General features: G+C 58.9%; 14 protein-coding genes. 6 read left to right on the top strand and 8 right to left on the bottom strand.

What is annotated here, in order from left to right; genetic code table 11:
* Nucleotides 1–1,485, top strand: a complete 1,485-nt coding sequence (cysN, locus tag AB6803_RS11600) for a sulfate adenylyltransferase subunit CysN (RefSeq protein ID WP_371109026.1) — start codon at nt 1–3, stop codon at nt 1,483–1,485.
* 105 nt (nt 1,486–1,590) lie between these two features.
* Here the strand turns inward: cysN and hisC are convergent, their stop codons facing one another.
* The gene (gene hisC, locus AB6803_RS11595) at nt 1,591–2,649 is read right to left on the bottom strand and encodes a histidinol-phosphate transaminase (protein ID WP_371109512.1); all 1,059 of its coding nucleotides are present in this window, start codon (nt 2,647–2,649) and stop codon (nt 1,591–1,593) included.
* 94 nt (nt 2,650–2,743) lie between these two features.
* The gene (locus AB6803_RS11590) at nt 2,744–3,667 is read right to left on the bottom strand and encodes a LysR family transcriptional regulator (protein WP_371109025.1); all 924 of its coding nucleotides are present in this window, start codon (nt 3,665–3,667) and stop codon (nt 2,744–2,746) included.
* 190 nt (nt 3,668–3,857) lie between these two features.
* Between AB6803_RS11590 and AB6803_RS11585 the strand changes: the two genes are divergently transcribed.
* The 4 genes from AB6803_RS11585 (at nt 3,858) to AB6803_RS11570 (ending at nt 8,911) form a co-directional block, all read left to right on the top strand.
* A complete protein-coding gene (locus tag AB6803_RS11585) occupies nt 3,858–5,426 on the top strand; it encodes an MFS transporter (RefSeq protein ID WP_371109024.1) in 1,569 nt (522 codons plus the stop codon).
* Nucleotides 5,427–5,647: 221 nt separating this feature from the next.
* Nucleotides 5,648–5,995, top strand: a complete 348-nt coding sequence (locus AB6803_RS11580; protein ID WP_371109023.1) for a hypothetical protein — start codon at nt 5,648–5,650, stop codon at nt 5,993–5,995.
* Nucleotides 5,996–6,397: 402 nt separating this feature from the next.
* The gene (locus tag AB6803_RS11575) at nt 6,398–7,459 is read left to right on the top strand and encodes a porin (RefSeq protein WP_371109022.1); all 1,062 of its coding nucleotides are present in this window, start codon (nt 6,398–6,400) and stop codon (nt 7,457–7,459) included.
* A gap of 366 nt (nt 7,460–7,825) precedes the next feature.
* Nucleotides 7,826–8,911: a 3-deoxy-7-phosphoheptulonate synthase gene (locus tag AB6803_RS11570; protein WP_371109021.1), complete on the top strand. Its 1,086-nt coding sequence runs from the start codon at nt 7,826–7,828 to the stop codon at nt 8,909–8,911.
* An 85-nt stretch (nt 8,912–8,996) separates the two neighbouring features.
* Here AB6803_RS11570 and AB6803_RS11565 read toward each other — a convergent pair whose 3' ends face one another.
* The 5 genes from AB6803_RS11565 to AB6803_RS11545 form a co-directional block, all read right to left on the bottom strand.
* On the bottom strand, nt 8,997–9,410 hold the full coding sequence (locus AB6803_RS11565; RefSeq protein WP_371109020.1) for a DUF6314 family protein: 414 nt from the start codon (nt 9,408–9,410) through the stop codon (nt 8,997–8,999).
* Nucleotides 9,411–9,938, bottom strand: coding sequence for a peptide-methionine (S)-S-oxide reductase MsrA (gene msrA, locus AB6803_RS11560; protein WP_371109019.1), 528 nt, complete (start codon nt 9,936–9,938; stop codon nt 9,411–9,413). It lies immediately after the preceding gene.
* Entirely contained in the window at nt 9,935–10,384 is a 450-nt protein-coding gene (gene msrB, locus AB6803_RS11555; protein WP_371109018.1) for a peptide-methionine (R)-S-oxide reductase MsrB, read from the bottom strand. The genes msrA and msrB overlap by 4 nt, the downstream gene beginning before the upstream one ends.
* Nucleotides 10,385–10,572: 188 nt before the next feature.
* On the bottom strand, nt 10,573–11,070 hold the full coding sequence (locus AB6803_RS11550) for a GAF domain-containing protein (protein WP_371109017.1): 498 nt from the start codon (nt 11,068–11,070) through the stop codon (nt 10,573–10,575).
* Between the two features lie 45 nt (nt 11,071–11,115).
* The gene (locus tag AB6803_RS11545) at nt 11,116–11,898 is read right to left on the bottom strand and encodes a pentapeptide repeat-containing protein (protein ID WP_371109016.1); all 783 of its coding nucleotides are present in this window, start codon (nt 11,896–11,898) and stop codon (nt 11,116–11,118) included.
* Between the two features lie 466 nt (nt 11,899–12,364).
* Here AB6803_RS11545 and AB6803_RS11540 point away from each other — a divergent pair, with 466 nt between their 5' ends.
* Nucleotides 12,365–13,213 carry a ParA family protein gene (locus AB6803_RS11540; protein WP_371109015.1) on the top strand — a complete coding sequence of 283 codons (849 nt, stop codon included), beginning with the start codon at nt 12,365–12,367 and terminating at the stop codon, nt 13,211–13,213.
* A gap of 612 nt (nt 13,214–13,825) precedes the next feature.
* On the opposite strand, the gene AB6803_RS11535 is transcribed toward AB6803_RS11540, so the two are convergent.
* Nucleotides 13,826–14,106 (bottom strand): tyrosine-type recombinase/integrase (locus AB6803_RS11535; RefSeq protein WP_371109014.1); only part of this gene is annotated, 281 nt, incomplete at its 5' end.

Here is a 14,106-nt window from a genome sequence, read left to right as displayed (position 1 = left end):
ATGACCGCAGCCGTAACCGCAAACGTCGTCACCTTACCCGCAGCCGAGCCCGCCAAGGCCGTGCGCGATACACGTCCGCTTCGCCTGATCACCTGCGGCAGCGTCGATGACGGAAAATCCACGTTGATCGGCCGCTTGCTCTGGGACACCAAGGCCGTGAAGGAAGACCAGGCCGCCACGCTGCAGCGCGATTCCACCGGCAAGCAGAACGATCTCGGCCTGCCCGACTTCGCGCTGCTGCTCGACGGGCTGCAGGCCGAGCGCGAACAGGGCATCACCATCGATGTCGCCTATCGTTATTTCTCGACCGACAACCGCTCCTTCATCGTTGCCGATACACCCGGCCATGAGCAGTACACCCGCAACATGGCGACCGGCGCTTCCACCGCCGATCTGGCCATCCTGCTGATCGACGCACGCCTGGGCATTCTCGAGCAGACGCGCCGCCACGCGACGATCGCCTCGCTCCTCGGCATCAAACAGTTCGTGCTTGCCGTCAACAAGATCGACCTGACGAACTACGATCGCGCCGGCTTCGAGAAGATCGCGCATGATTTCCGCGAGTTTGCGCTGTCGCTCGGCGTCAAGCAGATCACCGCCATCCCGATGTCGGCGCTGAAGGGCGAAAACGTCGTCTATTCCGGCCAGGCGTCCATGCCTTGGTACAACGGCCCGACACTCGTCGAGACGCTGGAGCTTGCCACCGTGCGCTCGGCTCAGTCCGTCGGCTTCCGCTTGTCGGTGCAGCGTGTGTCGCGCCCGGGCGAAAGCTTCCGCGGCTATCAGGGCACGGTTGCCGGCGGCTCTGTGAAGCCGGGCGACAGCGTCATGATCCTCCCGTCGGGCATGGTCGCCAATGTCTCGAAGATCGTCACCTTCGATCTGGTGCGCAATGCCGCCGTTGCCGGCGATGCGATCACCCTCGTGCTCGACCGCCAGGTGGATGTATCGCGCGGTGACATGATCGTCGCCATCGACAGCCAGCCGCAATCCGGCCTTGCCTTCGACGCGCAGATCGTCGCGCTTCAGCCGGAGGGCATCGAGCCTGGCAAGCGTTACTGGCTGAAAAGCGGCAGCCGCCGCCAGCGCGTGCAGGTGCAGCCGATCGCGCAGCTTGAGCTGAAGACCGGCGCCTGGGCACCGGCGCAAGCCCTGTGGATGAACGCCATCGGCAAAGTCCGGCTTTCCTTCGACGAAGCCGCCGTCTTCGACCCTTACGATCAGAACCGCTCGACCGGCTCCTTCATTCTGATCGATCCGGACAGCAACAACACGATCGCTGGCGGCATGATCACCGGCAAGCGCACCGATCTCGGCGGCATCCACAAGGAGGGCCAGCGTGTGCTCCTGTCGCTGCCGGCAGACCTTGCCGACCAGATCATGGCCAGCGAACTCTTCGCAAGCCGCCGCGACGAGACGGAAGTCCGCCGCGTCACCGCCGCGCAGGCTGCGGACATATGGGCGAACGCGGCAAGCGACATCTGATCGCGGCAGGCAGGGCCAATGTGGTCCTGCCGTTTACAGTTTTGCTCAGCCATAAAAGTCGTACGCACTACGTCGACTTTTATGGCTGAAATTCCGCCCCCCGGATCAGCCCAATATTTCGCGAAGAGCGGCCACCAGCCCATCGCACTCGGCGTCCGTTCCGATCGTGATGCGCAGGAAGTCACTGATACGCTCCCCCGAAAAGCGTCTTATCAGAATTCCCCGGCTCCTCAGTTGTGCCGCCAAATCCTCTCCCGATTTACCTGGGTATCGCGCAAATAGGAAATTGGCGGATGACGGAAGAACGTGGAAGCCGAGCTCTTTCAGGGCAACAGCCAAGCGTTCACGGCTGGCAATGATCAGAGCGCGATGTGTCTCAAACCAATCCCGATCTTCCCAAGCTGCAATTGCACCTGCCAAAGCGAGCCGGTCGATAGGATAGGAGTTGAAGCTGTCCTTGACCCTTTCCAAAGCCTCGATTAGCGGCCTTTGTCCCACGGCGAAGCCGACGCGAAGACCGGCAAGACCACGGGATTTCGATAGTGTCTGAATCACAAGGAGGTTCGGATATTTGCGAACAAGCGGAATGGCGCTCATGCCGCCGAAGTCGACATAGGCTTCATCGATGACGACCACCTGATCGGGGTGCTCCGCGACCAGGGTTTCCATATCCGCCCGGGACTTGGCGATCCCGGTCGGAGCGTTGGGATTGGGCAGGATAATCGCACCGCAAGGCTGCCTGTAACCATCAACGCGAACCTGCATTTCGGCATCGAGCGGGACTTCGCGGAACTTGATTCCGTAGAGGCGGCAATATGTCGGATAAAAGCTGTATGTGACATCTGGAAAAAGCAGCGGCTCTTCGTGATTCAAAAGTGCCTGGAAGGTATGCGCCAGAACCTCGTCCGACCCGTTGCCGACAAATACCTCATTCCGATCGAGCCCAAAGCTTTCGGCGATCGCGGCACGCAACCGCAGCGCCGTCGGATCCGGATAGAGGCGCAGCGTATCGGCCACGGCCTGTGAAATCGCTGCAAGAGCAAGGGGAGAAGGACCGTAAGGGTTTTCGTTGGTGTTCAACTTGATCAAATCGCCAGTGGCCGGCTGTTCGCCAGCGACATAGGGGGTCAAGGAATGAACAATCGGACTCCAGAAACGGCTCATCGTGCTTTCCAAATTTTGGCGGTTACAGGCAGGTTTGGTATCGCGTCGTTCAGTTTCGCATAGCACTTGGCGACTGGCCAAAATAGGCCTCCATTCATACCACCGGAGCAGCAGGCAAGACTTCACAGCTCTTTGCAAAGAGCCTTTCACTCAGAAAATCAACAAAGACCCGAACCTTCGGCGACAAATGGCGGTTTGATGGCCAGAGCAAATGGAAATGGCCGGGTCCGTCGATGTAGTCATCGAGCACCGTGTGCAGCTTGCCTTCACTGAGCGGCCCGCGCGCGAGAAAATCCGGCATGCATCCAATGCCAAGACCGCTGATAACCGCGCCGCGCAGGGCCTCCATATTGTTGCAGGCGAGAACGGTTTTCATGCGCAAATCCGGTCCGCCATCCGGCAGGGGCAAGGGCCAGTTCTGCAACTTGCCGCTGTTGGGGAAACGAAACCGGATCGCCAGGTGATCGTCGAGGTCGCGCGGGCAACCCGGGACGCCGTAACGCTCGAGATAGGCGGGCGCGGTGCAAAGCAGCATCTGGAATGGCCGCAAGGTGCGTGACATCAATCGTGAATCGGGCAAATCGCCGCTGCGGATCGCAACATCGACGCCCTCTTCTATCATATCGACGATGCGGTCGTTGAAATCGATGTCGAGTTCGACGTCCGGATAACGAGCAAGGAATTCCGGCACGACCGGCAGCAGGAAATGGTAGCTGACAATGGGGACGCTGACGCGCAGCCGCCCGCGCGGCACAGCGACCGCCTGCGCAAGTGAAGCCTGGGCGTCGTCGAGATCGTCCAGCACCCGCCGGCAACGCTCGTGAAACAGGCGCCCCTCCTCGGTCAGGCGAATGCTGCGGGTCGAGCGCTGCATCAATCGCACGCCGAGCTGCCGCTCGAGATTGGTCACCGCCTTGCCGACGGCGGAGGCAGAAAGGCCAAGCACACGCCCGGCGGCGGCGAAGCTGCCGAGATCAGCGCTTCGCACAAAGGCATTGAGGCCGCTTAGCCGATCCATCCTCATATCCATTCGATCGTTTTCTTCCGCTTTATATGGAAACTTAGCCATATTTTCAGTCGATTGCATCAAAACTATCTTGTCCGGGTATTTCGATGCTCCCGCGGATGTTGACGATCTTCTTTGAAAGAGGGTCGCGCTCCCAACTCATCCGCAGGGCTACTTTTGCTCAAATCCAGCGGATATCCCGATGCATCCCGACAAGACAAAGGCCGCAAGCCCGGCCGAGAAACTCTTCGTTCTCATCGCCGTGTGCTGCGCCGCCGCCGCAATGCCCCTCACCTTCACGGGCCCCGCCGTCGCCTTGCCGGCCATCAGCCGAACGCTCGGCGGCAGTCCGATCGCGCTCAACTGGGTCACCAACGCCTTCATGCTGACCTTCGGCAGCAGCCTGATGGCCGCCGGCGCGCTCGCCGACAGCTTTGGACGCAAGCGCATCTTCCTCATCGGGCTCGGCGGCTTCGCCCTGTTCTCGGCGGGCCTTGCCTTTGCCAGCGATATCGTCTGGTTCGATATTCTGCGCGCCTTACAGGGAATGGGAGCCGCCGCCGCCTTTTCCGGCGGCATGGCGTCGCTGGCGCAGGAGTTCGAAGACGCCGCGCGGCTGCGCGCCTTCAGCATTGTCGGCTCCAGTTTCGGCGTCGGACTGGCATTCGGGCCGATCGCGTCCGGCCTGATGGTCGAGATGTTCGGCTGGCCGGCGATCTTCATTCTGGTCGTCATCCTCGCCGTTCTCGCCTTTGGTCTCGGCGCACGCTTCCTCACCGAATCCAGAGATCCGGATGCCACTGGCCTCGACTGGCCGGGGGCGCTTAGCTTTACGCTTGCCCTGACGCTCTTCACTTATGGTGTCCTTCGCGCGCCGGAAAATGGCTGGACCGACTCGTTAGTCATTGTCCTGCTGGTGGGCGCCGCATTGCTTTTCCTGGCCTTCGGCATCATCGAGCGCGCCGTGAAACGGCCGATGCTGGATCTCACCCTGTTCCGCTATCCGCGTTTCGTCGGCGTTCAGCTGCTGGCGGCAGCCCCCGCCTATGCCTTCGTCGTGCTGCTGATCCTTCTGCCCGTCCGCTTCGTCGGCATCGAGGGTATGAGCGAGGTCGCCGCCGGTCGGATGATGGTCGCCCTGTCGGCGCCGCTTCTCATCCTGCCGATCGCTGCCGGCCTGCTGACACGATGGTTCACGGCGGCCACGATTTGCGGCGCGGGTCTTGTCATCTCGGCCGCCGGCCTGTTCTGGCTCAGCTGTCTCACAACGGGATCCGCGCCAGCTGCATTGATCGGTCCGCTGCTGACGATCGGCATCGGCATCAGCCTGCCCTGGGGCCTAATGGACGGACTTGCCGTCAGCGTCGTGCCGAAGGAGCGCGCCGGCATGGCGACCGGCATTTTCAGCACCACGCGTGTCGCCGGTGAAGGCGTGGCATTGGCCGTGGTCAGCGCCATCCTCTCCTCTTTCATTCAGTCAAACCTCGGTGCTGCGGCAGGAGAGCATGCATCCGCCGCCGCGCAGCGGCTGGTGACGGGCGCTCTCCATGATGCGGCATCAAGCGTGCCTGCCATCGGACACACCGCGCTGATCCATGGATATAGTGACGCCTTTAGCGAATTGTTGTGGCTCCTGACGGCAATCACGGCCGTTACGGCGATCGTCATCTTCACGTTTCTCGGCCGTGGCGATGCCGAGGAGAGCACAGCCGAAACCGGCACACTGGAGCCAGAGGATGATGCCGAGGCACTCGAGGCATCCAACGCCTGACACGGATCACGCCTCAATCTCTTCCGTCCCCCTAGGCGGGCCAATCCGCTGAAACTATAAGCGGAAATCTCCGGCCCTCCTCCCAATCCGCTACAGAATATTTCGAGGACACATAAAACGTGTGCGATCCGGCGGGCTGATTCCAAGCTCCGAAAGCGCGACGAGACTGGCGTTTCGGCGCGCTGCTGCTATATGACATCCCCATGATAACAGAGCGCTTTTTGAAGATTGTTGCTTGGAGCTATATCGCGGCACTGGTTGCCGTGACCTTCGCGCATCTCAATTGGCAGGCCGAATTTGGCAACCCCTTCAACATGTATCGCGCCGGAGCGCTATGCCTTGCCGGCATGCTGGCAAAGCTGGCCTATCCGCAATCGCCCTCTTTTACCTGCCTGCTGATGATTGCCAGCGTCTCGGTGCTCTGCTTCTCGCATTTCCTGGTCAACGGCAATTACGGTTCGCCCATGGACCTCATCGTCGCCATGACGGGCGCGCTCTGGGGGCTCGCAATCGGCGCCATGCTCAGCAGGCTGATCTCGCCGACCTCGAAGCGAACCGCGCTGTATTAAGCGAACCACCTTCGCGCCGTTACAAACGTCGCAACTGCTTCTGCACACGGCATATTCACGCCTTCAAATAGCACAATCCCGGTGAAGACCTCGCAAGGCCACCGCTCGCCCTATGCGGCGTCATTTCCTACCCTGAAGTGATCATTATGCAGCCAATATTATGGCTGACTTACTATCTATATTTGCAAATGTGTCTTTCATGCAACTTAAAATGAAAAATCACGAAAACGTCATTCTGAGAAAAATATATCATATAACTTTGCAGGAATTCGTCTTTAATAGCGCGCAGAAGCGGGTGGGGCCCGTTTCTCCCGAGTCGGGGTTTTTAACAGGGATAGGGTCAGGCACGTCGATTTCTCGGCGCGATAGCCTATGCCCAATCTATATTGGATTGGAGTTTTTATGAACATCAAGAGCCTTCTTCTCGGCTCCGCTGCTGCCCTCGCAGTAGTTTCCGGCGCTCAGGCAGCCGATGCTATCGTTGCTGCTGAGCCTGAGCCGCTCGAATATGTTCGCATCTGCGACGCATACGGTGCTGGCTACTTCTTTATTCCGGGCACCGAAACCTGCCTCAAAATCGGCGGCTACGTCCGTACCGAAGGCAAGTGGTACAATGCCTACAACCCGGCTGACCGTTACGGCACGCTGTGGCACACCCGTGCTCACCTCACCCTCGACACCGCTTCCGACACCGAGTACGGCCCGCTGAAGACGGCTACCGTTCTGCGTTGGGACTGGCAGGATGGCGGTTCGACCACCACCAAGCTGATCGCGGCCAACATCAGCCTCGCTGGCTTCACCGTTGGTAAGCTCGACTCTGCCTATAACCTGTACGCAGGCTATGCCGGCGGCGTCATCAACGACGACGTTGTCTATGACGGCCCGTACGAACTCAACCAGATCACCTACAACTACGACGCCGGCAACGGCTTCACGGCTGTGATCTCGGCTGAAGACAGCAACTCCGGTCCGGGCGCCACGGGCGTTAACGGCGAAGACAGCCACAACCATTACGCTCCGGACGCTGTTGCTGGTTTCGGCTACAAGGCCGGCAAGTTCGGCTTTAAGGTCGTCGGTGGTTACGACTCCATCGTTGAAGAAGGCGCTATCAAGGCTCGTATCGATGGCGACTTCGGCGTCTTCAAGGCCTTCTTGATGGGCGGCTGGAACACGGACGGCGACAAGCTGAACAAGTACGCAAGCTCGAACGGCTCTGGCCCGGCCAAGACCATCGGCTGGGGTGACTGGGCTGTCTGGGGCGGCGTCACCGTTCCGATCAACGACAAGCTGCAGGCTAACGCTCAGGTTGCCTACACCGACTCGAAGATCTTTGCAGCGACCGCGAACGTCAAGTTCAACCCGGTCAAGAACCTGCAGATCACGCCGGAAGTATCCTACACCAACTGGGACTCCATCAATCAGGACCAGTGGGCTGGCATTCTGCGCTTCCAGCGTACTTTCTAAGACCTCGTTTTCGAGATCTGATCTGACTTGACCCCTGATCGGATGGGGACTGGCTCGGCTTCCAGCGAAGCGGGGCCAGTCTTTCCGATTTGGGGTTCGTCTTTTTGCTACTGCCACCAAATTGGGCGCTGGATCGAACACCAGCAATCAGGCTCGATAACGATCGGCTCCCAAACTATCAACGGCATCGACAAGCCATATTTTTTGTCGTAGAGACACGTCATGTCGTTCACCTACGCAAACGCCTCGCGATTTTATTCGTACCGCTGCTCTCAGCGGAGGCGGGCCTGCGCGTAGATAAAACTGACGCAATAAAAGACCCGAACAGCCGCTAGTCTACCTGGCGGCTTTTTTTGTCGCCACGGTATGACCCCAAAAGGAACAGATACCGTGTTGAATTCCACTGATGATCTGCGAATTATCGAAATTACCGCGCTCACGCCGCCCGCTCGCATCATAGACGAGATCCCAAGAGACGAGGCCGTCACTTCGACCGTGACGGGCGCACGCAGCGCCATCCACCGCATCCTGCACAATGAGGACGATCGCCTGATCGTGGTCATCGGCCCCTGCTCCATCCACGACCCTGTCGCGGCGCGTGACTACGCCGCCCGGTTGAAGGAACAGCGCGACCGGTTCGCCGGCGACCTTGAAATCGTCATGCGGGTCTATTTCGAAAAGCCGCGCACCACGGTCGGCTGGAAGGGCCTCATCAACGATCCGCATCTCGACGGAAGCTACCGCATCGAAGAGGGGCTGCGCCTTGCCAGGCAGCTCCTTGTCGACGTCAATGAGACCGGGCTGCCGGCCGGTTGCGAATTCCTCGACACCATCACGCCGCAATACATCGCCGACCTCGTAAGCTGGGGAGCTATCGGCGCGAGGACGACCGAGAGCCAGGTGCATCGCGAACTGGCTTCAGGTCTCTCCTGCCCGATCGGGTTCAAGAACGGAACCAACGGCGACACGAGGATCGCGCTCGATGCGATCATGGCGGCGTCGCAACCGCATCATTTCCCCGCCGTAACCAAGGATGGCCTTGCCGCCATCGCCTCGACACGCGGCAATGACGACGGCCACATCATCCTGCGCGGCGGCAAGCAGCCCAACTATGATGCGGCCAGCGTGCAGGCGGTCTCGGAACAGGCGTCCAAGCTTGGGCTCGATCCGCAGATCATCATCGATGCCAGCCACGCCAACAGCAACAAGAACCCGGAAAACCAGCCGGCAGTGGTCAGCGCCGTCGCCGCGCAGGTATCGGCCGGCGACCGCCGCATCAAGGGCATGATGATGGAAAGCAATATCGTCGGCGGCCGGCAGGACCTCGTTCCCGGCAAGGCACTGGTCTATGGCCAGAGCATCACCGACGGCTGCTTCGATTGGCCGACCTCGGTAGCTACGCTGGAGGAACTGGCCCGGGCGGTCCAGGCAAGACGACGGGTGTCTCGATAAGACTTCCCACCACTCGCTGCTATTGCGCGAAGAGTCGAAAAAGAGAGGCGGAGAGATTTTCCGCCTCACACCCTGCCCCGAGAGGCTAAACTCGCCAATAGTGGGCGAGGCTTACATAGTGCTTTCGAGGCCCTCGCACATGCCACATTTCGGCCCAGGCATCCGGCCCGCGAAAGAAAAGGCGACCGCGATAGAGATCCGAGCCGCATTGATGGTCAACACGCTGCGATGCACCGTCGCCGATGCGGATGAATTCGGAGAGGTCGGGGAAAGAGACAGTCAAACACTCTGCCTCGGAAGCTAGCCGATAAGTTCGGCTGCTTCTGAGCGTCGCGTAATCGCTCGTGGTGTCGCCGTGTTCCCCGAACTGGACAGGCGTCACCAACGCCTGTCCTTCGAAGGTTATCACGGTCGCGTTGAGGCGGTCGATGATCCGCCGCTTCACGTCCCATGTGCCGAGATAGCATTCCAGCCGCTCGGCTGCGGCGGCTTGCATCATTCAGGACGCCGCACGCTGCGTCATATCGGCCTGCCTGACCGGAAGCTTCCAGCCGGGCCGGACGAAATGGCAGGTGTAGCCGTTCGGGATGCGCTCCAGATAGTCCTGATGTTCGGGCTCGGCCTCCCAGAAATCGCTTGCCGGCACCACTTCGGTGACGACCTTGCCCGGCCAGAGACCGGAAGCGTCGACATCGGCGATCGTGTCGAGAGCGACCCGCTTCTGCTCGTCGCTGGTGTAGAAGATCGCCGAGCGGTAGCTCGTGCCGACATCGTTGCCCTGGCGGTTGCGCGTGCTCGGATCGTGGATCTGGAAGAAGAATTCCAGCAGATCGCGATAGCTGATCTTCTCGGGATCGAAGACGATCTCGATTGCTTCGGCATGGGTGCCGTGGTTGCGATAGGTCGCATTGCGAACCTCGCCGCCGGTATAGCCGACGCGGGTCGAGATAACGCCATTATAGCGGCGAATGAGGTCCTGCATGCCCCAGAAACAACCGCCGGCGAGAACTGCACGTTCCGTAGTCATCGGATATCCTCCACTTGGTCGAGATAGGCGCCGTAGCCTTCGGCTTCCATGCGATCACGATGCACGAAGCGAAGCGAGGCGGAGTTGATGCAATAGCGCAGACCGCCGCGATCCTGCGGTCCATCGGGGAAAACATGGCCCAGATGGCTATCGCCGTGTATCGAGCGAACTTCTACCCGCAACATGCCATGCGACAGATCGGTGAGCTCGTTGACGTTGGCGGTCTCGATCGGCTTGGTGAAGCTCGGCCAGCCGCAGCCGGAATCGAACTTGTCGGAAGAGGCAAACAGCGGCTCGCCCGATACGATATCGACGTAGATACCCGGCTGCTTGTTATCGAGAAGCTCGCCCGTGAAGGGACGTTCCGTGCCGCTTTGCTGCGTGACGCGATACTGCTCGGGAGACAGCTTCGCGATGGCCTCGGAGGTCTTGCTGTAATTTCGCATTCTTATTCTCCTTGCTCTTGGACGCATACCTCAAGCTTCACCAGTCATTACGGGAGAATGCCGGACATCGTTACAGACGTTAAGCTCAATAAGCGTCGCGGGAGTGGTTGCGACGGAAATATAGGTATGGGGCAGCCGATTTGCCATATCGCGCATGACGGCGTGATGCGCCGCGCAGCGACAGGCAGTCACTCATCCCAGTCGCAGGCCGCAGTGTAAATTGCCGAAAGCGCCTCGATGCCGGCCTGGTCGTTCTTGTCGAAACGGCCGGGAAGCGGGCTATCGAGATCGATGACGCCGAAGACAAGACCATCCCGGAACAAGGGAACCACCAGCTCCGAGCGCGAAGCGGCGTCGCAGGCGATGTGGCCCGGGAAGGCATGCACATCCTCGACGAGGATCGACTGTTCCTTCTCGATCGCCGTGCCGCAGACGCCACGACCCACGGCGATGCGCACGCAAGCGGGCTTGCCCTGGAACGGCCCGAGCACCAGCTCTTCATCCGACTGCAGGAAATAGAAGCCGGCCCAGTTGAGGTCCGGCAGCATCTGGAAGATCAGCGCCGATGTATTGGCGGCGTTGGCGATCGGGTCCGCCTCGCCGTCGAGCAGGGCCTGTAGCTGGCCTGCCAGCTCGCGGTAGAATTCGGGCTTGCTGGAGGACTGAATTGTCTGTTCTGCAAACATTGCGGTCGTCTTTCGGTTGCGCCGTTGCCGGGCGGATTGTTGCCGTCAGTCCTTGTCGTCAGGCGGGCATGGCCAGGAGCCAGGAGCCTTCAATCCCGAAGGCAGTATGGTCGCCTGGTCGCCGCAGGCCAGATTGACCTGAGTCTGCACCAGACCGGTTGCCGCCGACAGGTCTATCCCCTCGATGCGGGTCAGATACAGGAACGCGCCACCGAAGGTGACCGGCCCCTGGATGGTCACGCCGCTCAAGGTGGCGCGGGAAAGATTGGCGAAGGAGAAATTGACGCCCGTCAGCACCGCCTTGTCGAAATCGGCGCGGCCGAGTTCGGCCTTCTGAAAATCGACATTCGCAAGCTGCGCGCCGCTGAATTCGGCCCGCTGCAGCTCGGCATTGGCAAAGGTGGCGCCATTGGCGACGACATTGCTGAAATCCGAGCGATAGGCTTCGATCTTGGCGAAATTCGTCCCCTCGGCGCGCGCGCTCTTCAGCCAGGCACGCACCAGCGTTGCCTTTTCCAGATTGGCCGAGGTGAGATTGGCATTGCTGAGATCGGTGCTGTCGAAATGGGCGCCGGCAAGATTGGCTCCATGTAGATCGCTGCCCGGCAGCATGATGTTGGTTTTGCTGCATGCGCTCCAGTCTATGCCGGGTGCCGCGACCACATTGTCGCAATCGCCGGCGAAGGCGGATTGCCCGGCGCCCGAAGCGAGCAGGAGCGCCGCCGCGGAGATGCCCGCGAGGCGGCCAAGGGCGGCACCGCCCATATTCCAGCCCTGCCGGAATTCCGCTCCAGCCTGCCAGACTAGTCTTTCAAAAAGGCTGCCCATCTCGTCGCTCCGCTTCCGAAACCATTGGCCCATCCCCGACATCGAGTCGGATGCGCTCGTCTTTCCCTTGTATATGGTGCTGCGAGCGACAAAAAGAGCCCAGGCCGCAAAAGGATATTGCGAAGCGGATGAACGACTTGACGCCCGAAGCATGAAGAGATGGGGATATGACCACCGGCGACCGGAAGCGTATCAAATTTTCGGGAAAAATCGGGAGTTTAAGCTGGTCGGAGTGGAGTGATTCGAACACTCGACCCCCACGTCCCGAACCACCGACACTTTAGCAAGAAGCCCGCAAATCTGGGCTTTGCAAACCGCTTTGATGCCTGTTCGTTCCCGGTATTTTCCGTTGTGTCGGTGGCAAACGGTGGCGGCAACTTGAAACACGCGAACTTTAAGTTGATCGCTTCTAAGCTGCATGCCACTCTCGCCACTTATTAGACTCTGAATTTGGGGGAGGAGTACAGTGGCAAGACAGAATGGTCCTCTGGCGGTGTGCGTCATCAATCTTAAAGGAGGGGTGGGAAAATCTACGATATCGGCTTTGCTTAGTCGCTATGCGTTACTCACTAGACAGAAAGATATTCTAGCGGTCGACTTGGACCCGCAAGCAAATCTCAGCCAAGCCCTGATGGGGCACAATTACAATGCATTTCTAACCAACAGAAGACCATCTATCGTTGAAATTTTCAATGGATACAAACCGCCATCCACAGGTCGGTCTAGTCCATCGCCACTTTCTCCCACTGACGGCATTGAGACAGTGTGGCAGATCGGGACAAACTCCCTTCAGGTCATACCGTCTCGTTTTGATTTCTCCGATAATCTCACGAATACGTTGCGTCCTGATCCCAAGGTTTTGGCCAAATTTCTTGCGGAACACTACAGCCACAAGGACCTAATAATTATTGATTGCTCTCCCACGGAATCGATTTTCACGCACGCTGCTTACCATGCAAGCGGCTTGGTGCTTGTCCCTGTTAAGCCGGAGTATTTCGCTACTATCGGATTCCCGCTGCTGCAGCAGTCACTTTCCCTCTTTACCGACCGAAATCGAGGGCATCAGATTTCCGTGGCTGGAGTGGTTGTAAACAACGCATTTTACCATGGTGGAAACAACGGAGGCCCGGAGAAAACGAGAGCGCTGTCGGAAATCAAAGTTGAAGCTGCGAGAAATGAATGGCCGATTTTCAAAAATGAAATCCCATTTTCGAGAGGGTTTCCCAAGCTGATGCGCGGAGATTATAGCTATTCGGGCAACGCCGATAGATTCTCGCGGTTTGCTAAGGAATTTTTTGATAGCATCGGACTCTAAAAAACTTAAGAGAACGGTATGCCCAAAGAAAACATGGTTTTAAAGGATATCCTATCGGCCTTGGTACGGGGTTACGGCTCTGAGCAAGTGCACCGTGCGCTGACAGAGGTGGCCCGACACTCGCCTGTTGACGGGCGGTCTAGTTTCGATGGAATGCCTTCTAAGACGAAGAAACCAGAGCGAGCACCATCGGTCAAACTCACCGCTACCGATATGGCAGCTCGTTCAGATGCACCGGCGGAAACGAAACAGCTTTTGTTGAGTTTGGCTTCACGGTTCGACCGGAAAGCATTTTTGCCGACGATTGGAGACGTTCGTAACTTCCTCGAAATGCGAGGCATTCCCTCACGGAATCTAAAGCAACGGCCGGATGCATTTAGGCAGGTGCTAAGGATCGTGTCCTCTATGTCTCCAGAAACATTGGAGAAGCTGATCAGCGAAAGTCGCCATTACGGTCCGTCTGAACTGGGGCCTCTCTCAGACGCAATCCGGTCTACGAGTGAGCGCATAAGATCATTGGAACCTCCGTCAGACACACCCGAGCCGAAAGATAGCGAAAAACCGAAATCTAACGTTACGTCAGATCGAGATTAGCTTCTCGGATGACATACCTCATGCGGCAAACTTCCTGCCCTCCTTGCCGCGTCCGGCTTTCCCGCGCGAAAAAGCATGGTCGGCTTCGGCCTGAAAATCAGGATGATGATGACCGTAGACCTCCTCGACAATCTTTTCGGTTGTGGAGATATATTTTGCAACCAAACTGATCGAAACGCCAGCCTGCATGAGCCAGGTGGCGCAGGTGTGCCGAAGGGTGTGGCTGTTGATTTCCACTGAGAGCTGACCCGGCATTTCCACCGAGAAGTGACCCGCCTTAGGTATCGTTTGTGTTGGTC

Origin of the sequence: Rhizobium sp. RCC_161_2 (genome assembly GCF_041355235.1) — a bacterium.
Lineage (GTDB): Bacteria > Pseudomonadota > Alphaproteobacteria > Rhizobiales > Rhizobiaceae > Rhizobium.
The sequence above is the reverse complement of the archived record's forward strand: the minus strand, read 5'-3'. Positions and strand labels throughout refer to the sequence as shown.

Coding starts and splice junctions, on each gene's coding strand:
- cysN (WP_371109026.1), top strand. CDS start 1: ATGACCGCAGCCGTAACCGCAAACGTCGTCACCTTACCCGCAGCCGAG.
- AB6803_RS11570 (WP_371109021.1), top strand. CDS start 7,826: ATGACCCCAAAAGGAACAGATACCGTGTTGAATTCCACTGATGATCTG.
- hisC (WP_371109512.1), bottom strand. CDS start 2,649: ATGAGCCGTTTCTGGAGTCCGATTGTTCATTCCTTGACCCCCTATGTC.
- msrB (WP_371109018.1), bottom strand. CDS start 10,384: ATGCGAAATTACAGCAAGACCTCCGAGGCCATCGCGAAGCTGTCTCCC.
- AB6803_RS11585 (WP_371109024.1), top strand. CDS start 3,858: ATGCATCCCGACAAGACAAAGGCCGCAAGCCCGGCCGAGAAACTCTTC.
- AB6803_RS11575 (WP_371109022.1), top strand. CDS start 6,398: ATGAACATCAAGAGCCTTCTTCTCGGCTCCGCTGCTGCCCTCGCAGTA.
- AB6803_RS11565 (WP_371109020.1), bottom strand. CDS start 9,410: ATGATGCAAGCCGCCGCAGCCGAGCGGCTGGAATGCTATCTCGGCACA.
- AB6803_RS11550 (WP_371109017.1), bottom strand. CDS start 11,070: ATGTTTGCAGAACAGACAATTCAGTCCTCCAGCAAGCCCGAATTCTAC.
- msrA (WP_371109019.1), bottom strand. CDS start 9,938: ATGACTACGGAACGTGCAGTTCTCGCCGGCGGTTGTTTCTGGGGCATG.
- AB6803_RS11590 (WP_371109025.1), bottom strand. CDS start 3,667: ATGGATCGGCTAAGCGGCCTCAATGCCTTTGTGCGAAGCGCTGATCTC.
- AB6803_RS11545 (WP_371109016.1), bottom strand. CDS start 11,898: ATGGGCAGCCTTTTTGAAAGACTAGTCTGGCAGGCTGGAGCGGAATTC.